Source organism: Nocardioides panacisoli, from assembly GCF_019448235.1.
Classification (GTDB): domain Bacteria; phylum Actinomycetota; class Actinomycetes; order Propionibacteriales; family Nocardioidaceae; genus Nocardioides; species Nocardioides panacisoli_A.
The window spans coordinates 280,099-297,515 of sequence record NZ_CP080409.1; the positions used below are offsets into that span (position 1 = coordinate 280,099).

Below are 17,417 nucleotides of genomic sequence, written 5' to 3' on the forward strand. Positions count from 1 at the left end.
GCGATCGCGTGGTTCCCCTGCGCAGGCGGCGACGGAGGGATACGGTCGCCTGATGGTGCGAACCCGCCTCTCGGTCCTGCTCGTGGCCGGCGCGCTCGTCGCGGTCACCCTGCTCCACCCCGACGCCCGCGACCGTGGGGGCGTCACGGACGAGGTCGAGCTCACCGGCGCCTCGTCGGTCGTGCTCAAGGGGCGCGGGTACGGCCACGGCCGCGGACTGTCCCAGCACGGCGCGCGGGGCGCCGCGGAGGAGCACGGCAAGGGCTACCGCCAGATCCTGGACTTCTACTACCCGGGCACCTCCTGGGACACCGGGGGCGGGGCGATCAAGGTGCTGCTCACCGGGGACACCAACGACTCGGTGAAGGTCCGCGCGCGCAGCGGGCTCAAGGCCCGCTCGCTGCGCACCGGGGACAAGTGGCGCCTGGCGCGTGCCGGTGCCAAGAAGTGGCGACTGCGGCCGGTCCGCAAGGGGGCGGCGACCCGGATCACGGTCTGGGTCGACGGCGGGTGGCAGCGCGTGCGCGACGTGCCCGGCGAGGTCGAGTTCGTCGCCGGCGGCCGGCCCATCACGCTGCTGATGCCGCGCGGTAGCCGCAGCTACCGCGGCAAGCTGCAGTCGCTGCGTGCCGGCGGCGGTGACCGCATCACCGTCAACCGCCTCAACCTGGAGAAGTACCTGCGGGGCGTCGTACCCCGTGAGGTGCCGGCCCTGTGGCACCCGCAGGCCGTCCGGTCCCAGGCCGTGGCCGCACGGACGTACGCCATCCACGAGCGCAACGGACGCTGGGGCGAGACCTTCCACGTCCGCGACACCGTCGCCTCCCAGGTGTACGGCGGCGCCACCGACGAGCACCCGGCCGCGACCGACGCGATCCGCGCGACGCACCGGGAGATGCTGACGCACGGCGGCAAGCCGGCCTTCACGCAGTTCTCCGCGAGCAACGGCGGGTGGAGCGCTCCCGGGCCGCTGGCCTACCAGCAGGCCCGCCAGGACCCCTGGGACCGCTGGTCGGGCAACCCGCACCGGTGGTGGCGGGTGCGGTTGGGTGACCGACGCATCGAGCAGGCCTACCCGAAGATCGGCGACTTTCAGCGGCTCCACGTCGCCGACGCCTGGCGCGACGGCAACGGCCAGTGGGGCGGTCGCGTCGAGCACGTGCGCATCGTCGGCAGCAAGGGACGGGTCACGGTGTCGGGATCGGACTTCCGCTTCCGCTTCGGCCTGAAGTCCACCTGGTTCACCGTGGGCTGAGCCCGGCCCCACCCGGGACCGGGCCCGGTCTCACTCCACCACGGCGATGAGGTCGCCGCCCTCGACGGGGCGGGTGGTCTCGAACGCGAGCCGGCTGACGGTGCCGTCGGTGGGGGTGGTGATCGAAGCCTCCATCTTCATCGCCTCGATGGTGGCGATGGTGTCGCCGGCGGCGACGTGTTGGCCCTGCTCGACCTGGATGGTGACGGCGCCCTGGAAGGGTGCGGCGATGTGCCCGGGTTGGCCGGGGTCGGCCTTCTCGGCGTCGGTGACGTCGGCCGACACGCTGCGGTCGCGAACGCTGACGGGGCGGAGCTGTCCGTTGAGGGTGCACATCACCGTGCGGAAGCCCCGCTCGTCGGGCTCGCTGACGGCCTCCAGGCCGAGGAGCAGGGTGACGCCCTCGGCGAGCTCGATGCGGTGCTCGACGCCGCTCTGCAGTCCGTAGAGGTACTCGGCGGTCGGGATCACCGTGACGTCGCCGAACTGCTCGCGGGCTGCCTCGAGCTCCTTGGTCGGGCCGGGGAAGAGCAGCTGGTTGAGGGTACGCCGCCGGTCGGTGTCGAGGCCGTGGCGCTCGTCGTCGGTGAGGTCGGCGGCGGACGGCGTCCAGGAGCGTCCTTCCAGGGCGCGGCTGCGGAACGGCTCGGGCCAGTCGCCGGGCGGGTCGCCGAGCTCGCCGTGGAGGAACCCGATGACGGAGTCGGGGATGTCGTAGTCGCCGGGGTTCTCGGCGAAGTCGGCCGGGTCGGCGCCGATGCCCACCAGGGAGAGGGCGAGGTCGCCGACCACCTTGGAGGAGGGCGTGACCTTGACGATGTTGCCCAGGATGTCGTTGGCGGCGGCGTAGGTCTCCTCGACCTGCTCGAACTTCTCGCCCAGGCCGAGGGCGACGGCCTGTTGGCGCAGGTTGGAGAGCTGTCCGCCGGGGATCTCGTGGTGGTAGACCCGGCCGGTGGGGGCGGCGAGCCCGGACTCGAAGGGGGCGTAGATGCGGCGTACGGCCTCCCAGTAGGGCTCGAGGGCGCTGACGGCGGCGATGTCCAGGCCGGTCTCGCGGTCGGTGTGGTCGGTGGCGGCCACGAGTGCGGTCAGCGAGGGTTGGGAGGTGGTGCCCGACATCGAGGCGGCCGCGCCGTCGACGGCGTCGACACCGGCCTCGATCGCGGCGGTGAGGGTGGCGAGCTGGCCGCCGGGGGTGTCGTGGGTGTGCAGGTGCACGGGGAGGTCGAAGCGCTCACGCAGGGCGGTGACCAGGCGACGGGCGGCCGGTGCGCGCAGCAGGCCGGCCATGTCCTTGATCGCCAGCACGTGGGCGCCCGCGTCGACGATCTGCTCGGCCAGCCGGAGGTAGTAGTCGAGGGTGTAGAGCTCCTCGCGCGGGTCGGAGAGGTCGCCGGTGTAGCACAGGGCGACCTCGGCCACCGCCTGGTCGGTGGCGCGGACCGCCTCGATGGCGGGCCGCATCTGGGAGACGTCGTTGAGGGCGTCGAAGATGCGGAACACGTCCATCCCGGTCGCCACCGCCTCCTCGACGAAGGCGTTGGTGACGTCGGTGGGGTAGGGGGTGTAGCCCACCGTGTTGCGTCCGCGCAGCAGCATCTGGAGGCACACGTTCGGCAGCGCCTCACGCAGGTCGGCCAGCCGCTCCCACGGGTCCTCGTGCAGGAACCGGAGCGCGACGTCGTACGTCGCTCCGCCCCAGGCCTCCACGGACCATAGCTCGGGCGTCATCCGCGCCACGTGCCCGGCGGCGCCGAGGAGGTCGAAGCTGCGCACCCGCGTCGCGAGCAGGCTCTGGTGGGCGTCGCGGAACGTGGTGTCGGTGACCCCGACCCGGTCCTGCTCCCGCAGCGCCCGGGCGAAGCCGTCGGGTCCGAGGTCGAGCAGCTGCTGCCGGCTGCCCTCGGGCGGGGTGGTCGACAGGTCGATCTCGGGCAGCTTGTCGGCCGGACGCACCGTGACCGGCGGCTCGCCGTGGGGCTTGTTGACGGTGACGTCGGCGAGGTAGTTGAGCAGCTTCGACCCGCGGTCGGCCGGTGGCCGCGCCGTGAGGAGGTACTGGTGGTCCTCGATGAAGGACGTGGTGACCGCGCCACGGGTGAAGTCGGGGTCGGCCAACAGGGCCTGGAGGAACCCGAGGTTGGTCGCCACGCCGCGGATCTTGAACTCCGCCAGCGCGCGGCGCGCCTTCTCCGTCGCCGCCGCGTGGTCCCGCCCGCGGCAGGTGAGCTTGGCCAGCATCGAGTCGAAGTGCGGGCTGACCTCCGCGCCGGTGTGGACCGTGCCGCCGTCGATGCGGACGCCGGGCCCACCCGGCGATCGGTAGTTGGTGATCGTGCCGGTGTCGGGCCGGAACTCGTTCGCCGGGTCCTCGGTGGTGATGCGGCACTGCAGCGCTGCGCCCCGCAGCGTGATGTCGGCCTGGGCCAGCCCGAGGTCGGCCAACCTCGCACCGGCCGCGATCCGCAGTTGCGCCTGCACCAGGTCGATGCCGGTGACCTCCTCGGTCACGGTGTGCTCGACCTGGATCCGGGGATTCATCTCGATGAAGACGTGGCGACCCGAGGAGTCCACCAAGAACTCCACCGTGCCGGCGTTGCGGTAGCCGATGGCGCTCGCCAGCTTCACCGCGTCCGCACAGATCCGGTCCCGCAGGTCGGCGTCGAGGTGGGGAGCCGGCGCGATCTCCACGACCTTCTGGTGGCGCCGCTGCACCGAGCAGTCCCGCTCGTACAGGTGCACCACCCCGTCGGGGCCCGTGCCGTCGGCCAGGACCTGCACCTCGATGTGCCGCGGCTCCACGACCGCCTGCTCCACGAAGACCGTCGGGTCACCGAACGCCGCCTCACCCTCGCGCATGCAGGCCTCGATCGCCTCGCGCAGGTCGGCGGGGTCCTCCACCCGGCGCATGCCGCGCCCACCGCCACCGGCGACCGCCTTGACGAACACCGGGAACGGCAGCTCGGCGGCCTCCCGCGTCAGCGCCTCCGCGTCGGTGGTCGGGTCGACCCCCTCCAGCGTCGGTACGCCGGCCTCCCGTGCCGCCGCGATCGCGCGCGACTTGTTGCCGGTCAGGGTCAGCACCTCCGCCGACGGCCCCACGAAGGTCAGGCCCGCCTCCGCGCACGCCTCGGCCAGCTCGGGGTTCTCCGAGAGGAAGCCGTACCCGGGATAGACCGCGTCGGCCCCGCACTGCACCGCCGTCGTGACGATGGCCTGCGGGTCCAGGTAGCTGCGCACCGGGTGGCCGCGCTCACCGATCTCGTACGCCTCGTCCGCACGCAGCCGGTGCTCGGACCACCGGTCCTCGTGCGGGAAGACGGCCACGGTCCGCGCGCCCAGCTCGTAGGCAGCACGGAACCCGCGGATGGCGATCTCGCCACGGTTGGCGACCAGCACCTTGGAGAACATGCCCGCCAGCCTAGGAGAGACCTGTGTCACCCGTGTGTCCTCCACCGTGCGACGGCCGGACCCGGCCACCGGCGGAGCGGTCAGGCAGCGGTGGGCTCCCGGTCACGCCACCACGCGACGGTCGCGCGGACGGCGTCCGCGAACGGCGTGGGCTGCAGGCCGAGGCGCCGCTCGCTCCGGGAGGAGTCCAGCACCCACGGTCCGGTGAACTGGTGGGCGAGTTCGGCCACCTCGCGGGTGTCGCGGTGCACCGACCCCAGGGCGCGCACCAACCAACCGGGGGCGGCGCTGGCGCGAGGGCTCGGCGCACCCGCGGCAGCCGCGAACGCCTCGACCAGCTCCCGCTGGGTGACCGGGGGCCCGGTTGGGGCGTGCAGGAAGGAGTCCCACAGGTCCGGCGTGGCGGCGGCACGGATCATCGCGGCGGCGAGGTCGGGCACGTAGGTGAAGGAGTGCGGCTGGTCCTGGCTGCCGATCACCCACAGCCGCTTGCCGGCGAGCAGTGTCGGGACCATGCGCTCACCGGCGTGGGCGGTGATGACCCGTGGGCCGAAGAAGTCCGAGGCCGCCACGCTGACGGTCGGTGTCGTCGAGGCCTCCCGTGCGCGGAGCAGCGCGGCACGCACTCCCTGCTTGCCGCGGGTCGCGGTGCGGGGGAGGTCCTCGGTGATCGGCCCGTCCACCTCGCCGTAGGCGTAGAGGCTCTCGGGGAACACGGCCACGGCACCGGCGCGCCCCGCCGCGGCCAGCACGCCCTGCTCGGTGGCGGGCAGTTCGGCGCGCCAGGCCGCGGCGTCGTAGCGCGAGGCGTGGATGCAGTGGTGCACGGCGACGGCGCCGTCGAACGCCTCGTCGAGCGCGTCGGGTCGGGACACGTCGAGGCGGCGTCGCTCGATCAGGGGATGCTCGGGGCCGTTGCCGGAGCGGGTCAGCAGTCGCACCCGGTGGTGCTGCTCGGCCAACTGGGTCGCGACGGTGCTGCCGACGGGGCCGGCGCCGGTGACGACGTGGATCGGGGTCATGGTTCCTCCTGCGGATCGGTGGGGGAGAGCGGTGCTCTCTCATCGATTCTGGAGGGACCCGCTCCGAAAAACAAGAGCAGTGCTCACTAATGTTGACACCGCTCCGCATCACACCGACGATGGGCCGATGACGACCCCGCGACAGCGCGCCCGCGAGCAGACCATGCGCGACATCGTCCGGATCGGGCGCGCCCAGCTCGCCGACCACGGCGCCGCCGCCCTGTCGCTTCGGGCGGTCGCCCGCGAGCTCGGCGTCGTCTCCTCGGCGGTCTACCGCTACGTCGCGGACCGTGACGCGCTGCTCACGCTGCTGGTGGTCGACGGGTACGACGAGCTCGGCGACGCGGTCGACGCGGCGCTCGAGGGCGAGCCCGGCGGGCACCGCGACCGGTTCCTCGCCCTCGGGCGTGCCGTGAGGGAGTGGGCGCTGGCCGAGCCCGCGACGTACGCGCTGCTCTTCGGCTCGCCCGTGCCGGGCTACGCCGCGCCGGCCGAGCGGACCGTCGCCCCGGGCACCCGGGTGCCCGCCGCGATGCTCGGCATCGCCGCCGACGCCCATGCTGCGGGGGAGTTGGCGCTACCGTCGGAGCCGGACGAGGACCCCGGCGGCGCGCTCAGTACCGGGCTCCACGGGATCCGTGAGCAGTTCGGGTTCGAGCTCCCCGACGCAGCACTCCGTCGTGGCGTCCTGGTGTGGGCGTCGCTGTTCGGCTGCGTCAGCTTCGAGCTCTTCGGCCAGTACGGTCCCGACGCCTTCGGCGACCCCGCCACGCTCTTCGAGCGCCATCTGGCCCGGCTCGCCGAGGGGATGGGGCTGGCCTGAAGGGCGGCTCGTTCCTCACGCCACCTCCGCGGGCGCTCCTCGGCTCAGTCCTTGAGCTCGCAGACGGCGTCGCCGTTGCCGATGGTCGCGCCGACCTCGGCGCTGAGTCCGGTCACGGTGCCGGACTTGTGCGCCTTCAGCGGCTGCTCCATCTTCATCGCCTCGATCACGACCACGGTGTCGCCCTCGGCGATCTCCTGGCCCTCCTCGACGGCGATCTTGACGATCGTGCCCTGCATCGGGCTGGTGACCGAGTCGCCGCTCACCGCGGCGCCGGCCTTCTTGCCCGCCTTGCGCTTGGGCTTCTTGGCGCCACCGCCGCCACCGGCGAGGCCACCGAGACCGGCCGGGATGACCACGTCGAGGCGACGTCCGCCGACCTCGACCGTGACCCGCTGCCGCTCCTCGGGCTCCTCACCCTCGCCGGCCTCGCCGCCGTAGGGCTGGATCTGGTTGTCGAAGTCGGTCTCGATCCAGGTGGTGTAGACGGTGAAGTCGCCCTCGCCGCTGGGGTTGGACGCACCGACGTACGCCGGGTCGTCCAGCACGACGCGGTGGAAGGGGATCACGGTCGGCATGCCGTCGACGACGAACTCGTCCAGTGCGCGGCGCGACCGCTCGATCGCCTGCTGGCGCGTGGAGCCGGTGACGATGAGCTTGGCGATCAGGGAGTCGAAGGAGCCGGGGATGGTCTGGCCCTTCTCGTACCCGCCGTCGACGCGGACGCCGGGGCCCTGCGGCGGCGCCCACTCGGTGAGCGTGCCGGGGGCCGGCATGAAGTTCATGCCGCCGTCCTCGGCGTTGATGCGGAACTCGATCGAGTGCCCACGGATCTCGGGGTCGTCGAATCCGAGCTCCTCGCCCGCGGCCACGCGGAACATCTCGCGGACCAGGTCGATCCCGGTGACCTCCTCGGACACACAGTGCTCGACCTGCAGGCGGGTGTTGACCTCGAGGAAGGAGATCGTGCCGTCGCGGCCCACGAGGAACTCGCACGTGCCGGCGCCGACGTAGCCCGCCTCGCGCAGGATCGCCTTGGAGGAGGAGTAGAGCTGCTCGAGCTGCTCCTCGCTGAGGAACGGCGCCGGGGCCTCCTCGACGAGCTTCTGGTGGCGCCGCTGCAGCGAGCAGTCGCGGGTGCTGACGACGACGACGTTGCCGTGCTGGTCGGCCAGGCACTGGGTCTCGACGTGGCGCGGGCGGTCGAGGAACTTCTCCACGAAGCACTCGCCGCGGCCGAACGCCGCGACCGCCTCGCGCACCGCCGACTCGTACTGGTCGGCGACCTCCTCCATGGTGCGGGCGACCTTCAGGCCACGGCCGCCGCCACCGAAGGCGGCCTTGATGGCGATGGGGACGCCGACCTCCTCGGCGAAGGCGACGACCTCGTCGGCCGACTCGACCGGGTCCTTGGTGCCGGGGGCCAGCGGCGCGCCGACCTTCTCGGCGATGTGGCGGGCCTTGACCTTGTCGCCCAGGTTGTCGATCGCGTCGGGAGAGGGGCCGATCCAGACCAGGCCGGCGTCGAGGACGGCCTGGGCGAACTCGGCGTTCTCGGCGAGGAAGCCGTAGCCGGGGTGGACCGAGTCCGCACCGGACTCCTGGGCCACCGCGATGATCTTGTTGATGTCGAGGTAGGAGTCGCCCGGCGTCGCGCCGTCCAGCGAGTAGGCCTCGTCGGCGAGCCGCACGAACACGGCGTCACGGTCGGGCTCGGCGTACACGGCAACGCTGCCGATGCCGGAGTCCTTGCAGGCACGGATCACGCGGACCGCGATCTCGCCACGGTTGGCGATCAGGACTTTGCGCAGAGGCTTGGGCACGGCACTACTCCTCGTACTCGGATCGACGCTCGGAGTCTAGGGCCACCGGACCCCGGCCCGGCGTGCGACCCCATCCCGGGGGTTAACGGTCGTTAACCATTCCGGGCTACAGTGGCCGGCATGAGCGCTTTCGAACTCTCCCGCGAGCACGAGGAGTTCCGCCGCAGCGTGCGCGACTTCGCCGAGGCCGAGATCGCGCCCCACGTCGCGCAGTGGGACCGCGAGCACCATTTCCCGGTCGACGTGGTGCACCGCATGGGCAAGCTCGGCCTGTTCGGCCTCACCGCGCCGGAGGAGTACGGCGGCGCCGGGCTCGGGGCCGAGGACGGTCCCTTCACCTCGCTGTGCCTGGCGATCGAGGAGATCGGACGCGTCGATCAGTCGCTCGGCGTGACGCTGGAGGCCGGCGTCGGCCTGGGCATCAACCCGATCCTCACCTTCGGCACCGAGGAGCAGAAGCAGCAGTGGCTGCCCGACCTGCTGGCCGGTGAGCGGCTCGCCGGCTTCGGCCTGACCGAGCCCGGCGCCGGGTCCGACGCCGGGGCGACGCGCACCAAGGCCGTCCTCGACGCCGGCGAGTGGGTCATCGACGGCGCGAAGCAGTTCATCACCAACTCCGGCTCCGACATCACCAGCCTGGTCACGGTCACCGCACGCACCGGCACGCGCACCAGCGCGAGCGGCGAGGAGAAGCCCGAGATCTCGGCCATCATCGTCCCCTCGGGCACGCCCGGGTTCACCGTCGAGCCGTCCTACGACAAGCTCGGCTGGCACATCTCCGACACCCACCCGCTGAGCTTCGAGGACTGCCGGGTGCCCGAGGCCAACCTGCTCGGTGATCGCGGACGCGGCTACGCCCAGTTCCTCTCGATCCTCGACGACGGCCGGGTTGCGATCGCCGCCCTGGCGGTCGGACTGATCCAGGCCTGCGTGGAGCAGTGCGCGGCGTACGCCGCCGAGCGCCAGACGATGGGCGGCCCGATCGGCCGCAAGCAGGGTGTCGCCTTCCAGGTCGCCGACCTGGAGACGATGCTGCACTCCTCGCGGCTGCTGACCTACCGTGCCGCGGCCATGAAGGACGCCATGGGGCAGCCGGGTGGCCCCAGCACGGCGGAGTTCAAGCACGCCGCGGCCATCGCCAAGCTGCACGCCTCGGAGTCGGCGGTGACGGCCACCCGCATCGCGACCCAGGTCTTCGGCGGCTACGGCTTCATGGAGGAGTACCCCGTCGCGCGGTTCTACCGCGACGCCAAGATCCTCGAGATCGGCGAGGGCACCTCGGAGGTGCAGCGGATGCTCATCGCCCGCGGGCTGGGACTACCGGTCGAGTGACCACAGGTCGGTCCACTCGTGGCCGACCTCGTGCACCAGTCGCCGCAGCAGCGGCAGGCTGACGCCGACGACGTTGTGGTGGTCGCCGACGATGCGCTCGACGAAGGCGCCGCCGATCCCGTCGACGGTGAACGCGCCGGCGACGTGCAGCGGCTCGCCGGTGGCGACGTAGGCCGCCACCTCGGCGTCGCTGATGTCGGCGAATCGCACTTCGGTCGAGGCCGTGGCCGTCGCGACCCGCGTGCCCGCCCGCAGGCAGTGCCCGGAGTGCAGCACGCCCGTGCGGCCGCGCATCGCCTGCCACCGGCGCGTGGCCTCCTCGGCCGTGCCGGGCTTGCCCAGGGCCTCGCCGTCGAGCTCGAGGACGGAGTCGCACCCGAGCACCACGGAGCCCGCGGGGACCTCGGTGCGGTCCGCGACGGCCTCGCACTTCAGGCGGGCGAGCTCCTGGGCGAGGTCGGCGGGAGCCAGTCCCTGCACCTGCTCCTCGTCGACGCCGGACACGATGACGACCGGGTCGATGCCCGCGTTGCGCAGCGTGGCCAGGCGGGCGGGGGAGGCGGAGGCGAGCACGAAGGTCGTCACGGGGTCGCACCCTACGCAGGTCGCGCCGTCGGTCAGGCGCGGGCGACCGACAGTCCGAGCCACGCGGCCAGTTGGGCGATCTCCGCGTCGACGTCGTCGGCGACCTCGGGAGTGAAGGGCACGTCCTCGTGGATCGCGTTGACGCGCAGGACCCCGGCGCGGTGGTCGGCCCTCGCGTCGAGCTTGCCGACCAACCGGTCGCCATGGAGGATCGGCAGCGCGTAGTAGCCCCAGCGCCGCTGGGCGGCGGGCTTGTACATCTCCAGCACGTACTCGTAGTCGAAGAGCTCCAGTGTGCGGTCGCGGTCGAAGACGAGGCGATCCAGCGGGGAGAGCAGCGCGCACCGGCCGTCGAAGTCCTCCTCGCCCAGGGCGTCCTCGTCGATGCGCCACCGCCCGGCCACGCCCTCGATCTCGGCCTCGATCCCGGTGTCGCCGACGTCGACCCGTTCGCCGGGCATCTCGCGGGTGCGCTCCCGCGCGACGCCCAGCGCCGTGAGGCGGCGCCGGTTGCGCTCCTGCTCGGCCTCGGCGACGGACGGGATGGAGACCTCGTCGGGGTAGACGCGGTCGGCGAGGTCCCAGACCCGGTGGCGCCCGCGCCGGGCAGTGACCGCCACGTCGCCCCTGATCTGCAGCATGTCCAGCATGCGTTGGACGTTCTTGTCGTTGGTCCAGCCGCTGGACTGCCACGGGACGACCGAGGTGTCGGGGATGTCGGGCGCCGTCAGCGGTCCCTCGTCGGCCAGGCGGTCGAGGACGTCGCGACGGAAGGGCGCGTTGGTCGCCAGCCAGTCGCGGGCGCGCTGCCACGGCGGCCACTCCTCGGCCCCTGCGAGGAAGAGCCCGATGTCGGCCATGGGGCGGGCGCGACCGTCGAACTCCACCAGCGAGCGTTCCTCCTCCAATGCGAACCGGAGGTCGGTCGGCGCGTAGTCCGCGCCCAACCGGCTCCACGCCACCAGGTCCGCGCTCGGGGCCACCGCCTTGGTGGGGTCGAGCTGGAGCAGGGTCAGGTGGTCGACCAGGGCGACCAGCGACTCGGGGCGGTAGGCGTCGAGCAGTTGGGCGCGGACCGCGATGCGGCGCGCCTGGCCACGTTCGAGCCGGAGCATGACGCGAGCCTACGGCGGCGCACCGACATCGCCTCAGAGTCGGGCCAATGCGTCCCGGAGTGGGTCCAGGCCGAGTGCCCCGAGGTCGAGCGCCGACCGGTGGAAGGCACGCAGGTCGAAGTCGGCACCGTGGCGACGCTCGGCGTCCGCCCGGGCCTCCAGCCAGATCCGCTCACCGACCTTGTACGACGGCGCCTGGCCGGGCCAGCCGAGGTAGCGGTTGACCTCGAAGGCCAGTTGGCCGTCGTCCATGCTCGAGTGCTGGCGCATGAACGCCGCGACCAGGTCCGGCGTCCAGGTCTCCCCGGGGTGGAACCCGAACGGGTTGGGGTCGGGCACCCGCAGCTGCAGGTGGAGCCCGATGTCGACGATGACGCGCGCGGCACGGAATGCCTGCATGTCCAGGAAGCCCATCCGGTCCGCCGGGTCGGCGAACCACCCGAGCTCGTCCATCAGCCGCTCCGCGTAGAGCGCCCACCCCTCGCCGTGCCCGGACACCCAACACATGAGTCGCTGCCAACGGTTGAGGGTGTCGGCCTGGGCGACGGCCTGGCCGACCTGGAGGTGGTGACCGGGCACGCCCTCGTGGAAGACGGTCGTCAGCTCACGCCACGGCGTACGCGCGTCGAAGCCCTCGGCGAAGGAGAACCACATCTGGCCGGGACGGCTGAAGTCCTCGGTGGGTCCGGTGTAGTAGACGCCGCCGTCGTTGGTCGGGGCGATGCAGCACTCCAGGGTCCGGATCTCGTCGGGCACGTCGAAGTGGGTGCGCGCCAGCTCGGCCAGCGTGCGGTCCGAGGTCTGCTGCATCCAGTCGCGGAAGGCGTCGACACCGAGCCAGTTGGCCGGGTCGTCGTCGAGGTGCTGCACCGCCTCGGCGATGCTCGCGCCGGGCTTGATCTCCTCGGCCGTGCGGCGCTGCTCCGCCACGAGGCGGGCAAGCTCCTCCCAGCCCCACCGGTAGGTCTCCTCGAGGTCGACGGCCGCGCCGAGGAAGTAGCGGCTGGCCAGCGCGTAGTGGTCGCGGCCGACCGCATCGGTCTCGCGGCCCTGCGGGGCGAGGTCGGCGACGAGGAAGCGACCGAAGTCCGCGAACGCCGCCGACGCGGCAGCTGCCCGCTCCTGCAGGCGCGTACGCCGCTGCTCGGGCGCGTGGGCGACGAACGCGCCGAAGAAGTCACCCGCCGACCCGGTCTCGCCGGTCCAGCCCTTCACCTGCTCGGCGACCTCGAGGTACTGGCGCCGTGCGACGACGTGGCCGGCTGCGGCCTCCTCGCGCAGCGTGGTGCGGTAGTCCTCCAGTGCGCGGGGGATGCCGGCGAGGCGGGCCTCGACGGCGTCCCAGTCCTCGTCGGTCTCGGTGGCCATCAGGTCGAAGCACTCGCGCAGGCCATGGGCCGCACTGCCGATCACCGAGACCTCGGAGCGGACCACGCCGGCGTCGACCATCTCGACCTCGAGACCGACCCGCTCACGGAAGGCGTCGCGCGCCACCGCCTCGCGGTCGTCGGTGGGTGTCAGTGCACTGACGTCGGCGAGCGCGTCGCGCTGGAGCTGCTCCCGGGCGGCGTGGCCGTCGGGGGAGAGGTCGGGCAGTTCATGGTCGTGTCCCGGGATGCCGGCGAAGGTCGCACTGAGCGGATCCAGCGCCGCCATCTCGGTGACGTGTCGATCGGACCGCTGGTCGATGCTGCGCGTCATGGGCCCAACCTACGACGGAGCGGAGCGCCAACGACGCAGGTGCGGCGAGGTCGCATGGAGGCACTTTCACTTCGGAGGGGCTCACACAATTGGCACTATGTCGACGATGCGCAGCGAGGAGAGGTGGGTGGCCAAGTGCGTCGAACGCGCGTTGGTCGGGACCCGTGTCCATCAGCACGATGATGGTTCTCGGCCAAGCATGTATGACCTCGACCTCATTCGAAATGGCGCAGCATTCGGTGCGATGGAAGTCACCGCGGCTGCAGATGCCGATCCAATTGAGCTCTGGAACCTGATCAATGGGTCTGGACGTCGATGGGTCGAGTCCGACCTGGCCGGGGGCTGGTTCATCTCGGTCGCACCCACGGCCAAGGTCAAACGACTCAAGGAGCAACTGCCTGAACTTCTCCGCACGTTAGAGACCCCAACTGACGGGTCTGAGCGAGAGTGGGCGGTCGCTGAACTGGGCGCATTGGGGGTCCATGCTGCGCATCACGGCGATACGAGCATCCGTGGAAGCATCTATGTCACGGTCGAGCAGGATCCGGTCCGGACCGGCGGTGTCGTGCCGACGACTGGCAACGGCTTGGTGAAGTGGTTTGATGAATGGGTTCGCGGCGAAGCGCAAGAGCACAATCTGAGAAAGCTTCGCGTGTCTGCGCGTGATCAGAAGCATCTGTTCGTGCTGCTTCCGGGATTCACGACCGCGCCCTTCATCGCGTCAGACGTCCTCATGCGTCCGGACGGGCCCCTGCCGGACGTGGCGCCCGCCCTGCCCGAGGGAATCACCGACGTCTGGTTCATGAGCACCTGGTCAGTGGGCGACCTCTTCCACTTCGGAAGCGATCACTGGAGGCGGTCACCCAAGGTCCTCGACGACGACCGAGGGTAGGTCCGTCACACGCGCGGTCCGTTTCGTGTGGGTACTGATGCTTGGCTGGTTCGCCACGGCCTTGACCTTGCCATGGTATTCGAACAGGTGTACGATGAGCCACAGGTCGTACGGCCAGTGCCCCCAACCAGATGACCGGGGACGGGGAGGCGGTCAGACCAGTCTCGAAGGTCAGTAATTGCACCGGTGGTGCCTCCGGCGGGGCGACAGAGAACATCTGCTGTCCGCTCGCCCCTGGGAGGTCTCGATGGTCACCACCCTCGTTCCCACCCACCCCATCGTGGCCTGTGCCGAGACGGTGCACGCGGCTCTCGAAAGCGTGGCGCATGTGGAGCCGGTCTACATGGCCACCTCCGACAAGGTGACCGCATTGGAGCAGCTGGCCCGGGCCGAGTCCCGACTGGCTGAACTCCGGCTGCGCGTGATGGCCTCGGCCGACGACGTTGCCACGGAACGCGGTGCCCATGACGTCGCTGCTTGGCTGGCGCATCAGATCAACGCCGAGCCGCGCGCGATGCGCGCCGACCTCGACCTCGCCAAGGACCTGGACCGCTACTGCGGCGCCGTCGCTGGTGGGATGCGGACAGGTCAGGTGTCGACGGCCCAGGCGCGGGTGATCACCCGCGCCATCGACGAGCTCCCCCGTGATGTCGGTCCCGACATCACCACCAAGGCGGAGGCGCAGCTGGTCGACTACGCCAGCCACTTCCGGCCGGGACAACTGCGCCGACTGGGGCGCCGCATCCTCGACGTCGTCGCCCCCGAGGTCGCTGACGAGGAAGCGGCCAAGATTCTCGCCGAACAGGAGAAGCGCGCCCAGGAGAGGGCCAGCCTGCGGTTGCAGCGCATCGGTGACGGCACCACCCGCATCGCCGGCCTGCTGTCCGACCACGTCGCCGACCGGCTCGAGACCTACCTGCACGCCTTCACCTCACCGCGCCAGCGCGAGGGTGCTCCGGGCCCGTTCGGGCTCCCGCCCGAGGACCAGCAACCCCGACGCCGGCAGTACGCCCACGCCTTCGCGATGCTGCTCGAACACCTCGACCCGGCCAACCTGCCCCACCACGGCGGCGACGCCACCGCGGTCATGGTGACCGTTGGGATCGACCAGCTACGCAGCGGTCTGGCGACCGCCGGACTGATCGACGGCGACTTCGACGCGGGTCCCAACCTCACTGCCGACCAAGCCCGCCGGCTCGCCTGCACGGCGAGAATCATCCCCGTCGTCCTCGGCGGCGACGCCGAGATCCTCGACCAGGGACGCTCACGCCGCCTCTTCACTGCCGCGCAGCGCAGGGCGATGCGGCTCCGGGATCGGACCTGCCGGGCCGAGGGATGCGAGGTGCCCGCCACCTGGACCGAGGCGCATCACCTCGACCCCTGGTCCTCAGGTGGGAGGACCGACCTCGCGGACGGCGTACTTCTCTGCAGCCACCATCACCACCGGGCCCACGAGCGGGCCTACCGGACCGATGTCATGCCCACCGGCGCGATTCGCTTCCACCGGCGTCTGTAGGACGCGGCGTCGTTTCAGCGAGGCAGGCCGCTCGCGCGCCAGCCACCCGGACCGGGGTGGAGCGGCTGCCGCAGTCCGCGAGCGGGGGAGGCCCACTGGGACCTCGGCGCCGGCTCGCCCTCCTCGGCGCCACCCATGGCCGAGAACACCGCGACCACGGCGGCCACCTGCTCCGGCGTCGCGTCCGGGGTGAGCACGCGCAGGGTCGGGGCGGCGACGGACTCTGCCTCCGCCGTCCCGGCCCCGACCTCCGAGTCGGTGGTGTTGTCGTCGGTCACAGCGGGATGTTCCCGTGCTTCTTGGGCGGCAGCGTCTCGCGCTTGGTGCGCAGCATCCGCAGCGACCGGGTGACCTCGGCACGGGTCTCGTGCGGCGTGATCACCGCGTCGACGTAGCCCCGCTCCGCAGCGATGTAGGGGTTGGCGAGCGTGGTCTCGTACTCGTCGATGAGCTCGGCTCGCCGGGCCTCGACGTCGCCGCCCTCCTCCTCGATCGCCGCCAGCGTCTTGCGGTGCACGATGTTGGCCGCGCCCTGCGCGCCCATCACCGCGATCTGGGCCGTCGGCCACGCGAGGTTCAGGTCGGCGCCGAGGTGCTTGGAGCCCATCACGTCGTACGCGCCGCCGTAGGCCTTGCGGGTGATGACGGTGACCAGCGGGACCGTGGCCTCGGCGTAGGCATAGATCAACTTGGCGCCGCGGCGGATGATGCCGGTGTGCTCCTGGTCCACGCCGGGAAGGAAGCCGGGCACGTCGACGAAGGTGAGGACCGGGATGTTGAACGCGTCGCAGGTGCGCACGAAGCGTGCGGCCTTCTCCGAGGCGTCGATGTCCAGCGTGCCCGCGAACTGCATCGGCTGGTTCGCGACGACACCGACCGAGCGGCCCTCCACGCGGCCGTAGCCGATCAGCATGTTCGGCGCGAACAACGGCTGCACCTCGAGGAACTCGCCGTCGTCGACGACCGACTCGATCACGGTGTGCATGTCGTAGGGCTGGTTCGGGCTGTCGGGGATCAGCGTGTCCAGCGCCCGGTCGTCCTCGCTCGGCTCGAGGTCGACGACCTCGTCGTAGGACGGCGGCTCGTCGAGGTTGTTCTGCGGCAGGAAGCTCAGCAGCGCCTTGACGTACTCCAGCGCGTCGTCCTCGTCGGTGGCCATGTAGTGGGCGTTGCCCGACTTGGTGTTGTGCGTCCGCGCACCGCCCAGCTCCTCCATGCTGACGTCCTCGCCGGTGACGGTCTTGATGACGTCGGGACCGGTGATGAACATGTTGGAGGTGCCGTCGACCATGATCGTGAAGTCGGTGACGGCGGGGGAGTAGACGTGGCCGCCGGCGCAGGAGCCCATGATCAGGCTGATCTGCGGGATGACGCCCGAGGCGTGCACGTTGCGCTTGAAGATCTCGCCGTAGAGGCCGAGCGAGACCACGCCCTCCTGGATGCGGGCGCCGGCCCCCTCGTTGATGCCGATGATCGGGGAACCGGTCTTGATGGCGAGGTCCATCACCTTGGTGATCTTCTCGCCGTAGACCTCGCCCAACGAGCCGCCGAAGATGGTGAAGTCCTGGGAGAACACGCACACCTGACGACCGTCGATGGTGCCGTAGCCGGTGATCACGCCGTCGCCGTACGGGCGGGTCTTGTCCAGGCCGAAGGCGGTCGACCGGTGGCGGGCCAGCTCGTCGAGCTCGACGAAGGAGTCCTCGTCGAAGAGCGCCGCGATGCGCTCCCGGGCGGTCTGGCGGCCCTTGGCGTGCTGCTTCTCCACTGCCTTGGCCGAGGCGGCGTGGACGGCCTCGTCGAGGCGGCGGTCCAGGTCGGCGAGCTTGCCGGCCGTGGTGTGGACGTCGATGTCGGCGGGGACGTCGGTGCCCTCGCCCGGGTTGGTCGGTTCTGCCGTCACTGCACTGGCCTCCTCGGGTCTGCTCCGACAGGGTAG

The 17,417-nt window shown here is 71.4% G+C and carries 13 protein-coding genes; 5 read left to right on the forward strand and 8 right to left on the reverse strand.

From position 1 onward, the window contains the following. Nucleotides 1-52: 52 nt before the first annotated feature. Nucleotides 53-1,255 carry a SpoIID/LytB domain-containing protein gene (locus KUV85_RS01415; RefSeq protein ID WP_219961436.1) on the forward strand — a complete coding sequence of 401 codons (1,203 nt, stop codon included), beginning with the start codon at nt 53-55 and terminating at the stop codon, nt 1,253-1,255. Nucleotides 1,256-1,285: 30 nt separating this feature from the next. Here the strand turns inward: KUV85_RS01415 and KUV85_RS01420 are convergent, their stop codons facing one another. Further along, entirely contained in the window at nt 1,286-4,669 is a 3,384-nt protein-coding gene (locus KUV85_RS01420) for a pyruvate carboxylase (protein WP_219961437.1), read from the reverse strand. 80 nt (nt 4,670-4,749) lie between these two features. Next, nucleotides 4,750-5,691, reverse strand: a complete 942-nt coding sequence (locus KUV85_RS01425; protein ID WP_219961438.1) for an NAD-dependent epimerase/dehydratase family protein — start codon at nt 5,689-5,691, stop codon at nt 4,750-4,752. A 127-nt stretch (nt 5,692-5,818) separates the two neighbouring features. Between KUV85_RS01425 and KUV85_RS01430 the strand changes: the two genes are divergently transcribed. Beyond that, on the forward strand, nt 5,819-6,514 hold the full coding sequence (locus tag KUV85_RS01430; RefSeq protein ID WP_219961439.1) for a TetR/AcrR family transcriptional regulator: 696 nt from the start codon (nt 5,819-5,821) through the stop codon (nt 6,512-6,514). A 44-nt stretch (nt 6,515-6,558) separates the two neighbouring features. Here the strand turns inward: KUV85_RS01430 and KUV85_RS01435 are convergent, their stop codons facing one another. Continuing rightward, the gene (locus KUV85_RS01435) at nt 6,559-8,337 is read right to left on the reverse strand and encodes an acetyl/propionyl/methylcrotonyl-CoA carboxylase subunit alpha (protein ID WP_219961440.1); all 1,779 of its coding nucleotides are present in this window, start codon (nt 8,335-8,337) and stop codon (nt 6,559-6,561) included. 120 nt (nt 8,338-8,457) lie between these two features. Between KUV85_RS01435 and KUV85_RS01440 the strand changes: the two genes are divergently transcribed. Beyond that, nucleotides 8,458-9,669: an acyl-CoA dehydrogenase family protein gene (locus KUV85_RS01440; protein ID WP_219961441.1), complete on the forward strand. Its 1,212-nt coding sequence runs from the start codon at nt 8,458-8,460 to the stop codon at nt 9,667-9,669. Here KUV85_RS01440 and KUV85_RS01445 read toward each other — a convergent pair. The 3 genes from KUV85_RS01445 to KUV85_RS01455 are packed head-to-tail and all read right to left on the reverse strand — an operon-like array spanning nt 9,655 to nt 13,070. Beyond that, entirely contained in the window at nt 9,655-10,254 is a 600-nt protein-coding gene (locus tag KUV85_RS01445; protein ID WP_219961442.1) for a Maf family protein, read from the reverse strand. The two genes, KUV85_RS01440 and KUV85_RS01445, sit on opposite strands and share 15 nt — an antisense overlap. A 32-nt stretch (nt 10,255-10,286) precedes the next feature. Then, complete coding sequence (locus tag KUV85_RS01450) at nt 10,287-11,369, reverse strand: DNA glycosylase AlkZ-like family protein (protein WP_219961443.1); 1,083 nt, start codon at nt 11,367-11,369, stop codon at nt 10,287-10,289. A 33-nt stretch (nt 11,370-11,402) separates the two neighbouring features. Continuing rightward, complete coding sequence (locus tag KUV85_RS01455; RefSeq protein ID WP_219961444.1) at nt 11,403-13,070, reverse strand: DUF885 domain-containing protein; 1,668 nt, start codon at nt 13,068-13,070, stop codon at nt 11,403-11,405. 97 nt (nt 13,071-13,167) lie between these two features. Here KUV85_RS01455 and KUV85_RS01460 point away from each other — a divergent pair, with 97 nt between their 5' ends. After that, nucleotides 13,168-13,962 carry a hypothetical protein gene (locus KUV85_RS01460; RefSeq protein WP_219961445.1) on the forward strand — a complete coding sequence of 265 codons (795 nt, stop codon included), beginning with the start codon at nt 13,168-13,170 and terminating at the stop codon, nt 13,960-13,962. Between the two features lie 247 nt (nt 13,963-14,209). After that, nucleotides 14,210-15,478 (forward strand): HNH endonuclease signature motif containing protein, encoded by a 1,269-nt coding sequence (locus KUV85_RS01465; protein ID WP_219961446.1) that lies wholly within the window; start codon nt 14,210-14,212, stop codon nt 15,476-15,478. A gap of 14 nt (nt 15,479-15,492) precedes the next feature. Here KUV85_RS01465 and KUV85_RS01470 read toward each other — a convergent pair whose 3' ends face one another. Then, complete coding sequence (locus tag KUV85_RS01470; protein WP_219961447.1) at nt 15,493-15,756, reverse strand: acyl-CoA carboxylase subunit epsilon; 264 nt, start codon at nt 15,754-15,756, stop codon at nt 15,493-15,495. Then, nucleotides 15,753-17,381, reverse strand: a complete 1,629-nt coding sequence (locus KUV85_RS01475) for an acyl-CoA carboxylase subunit beta (protein WP_237690178.1) — start codon at nt 17,379-17,381, stop codon at nt 15,753-15,755. Before KUV85_RS01475 ends, KUV85_RS01470 begins: the two co-directional genes overlap by 4 nt. Nucleotides 17,382-17,417 lie beyond the last annotated feature (36 nt).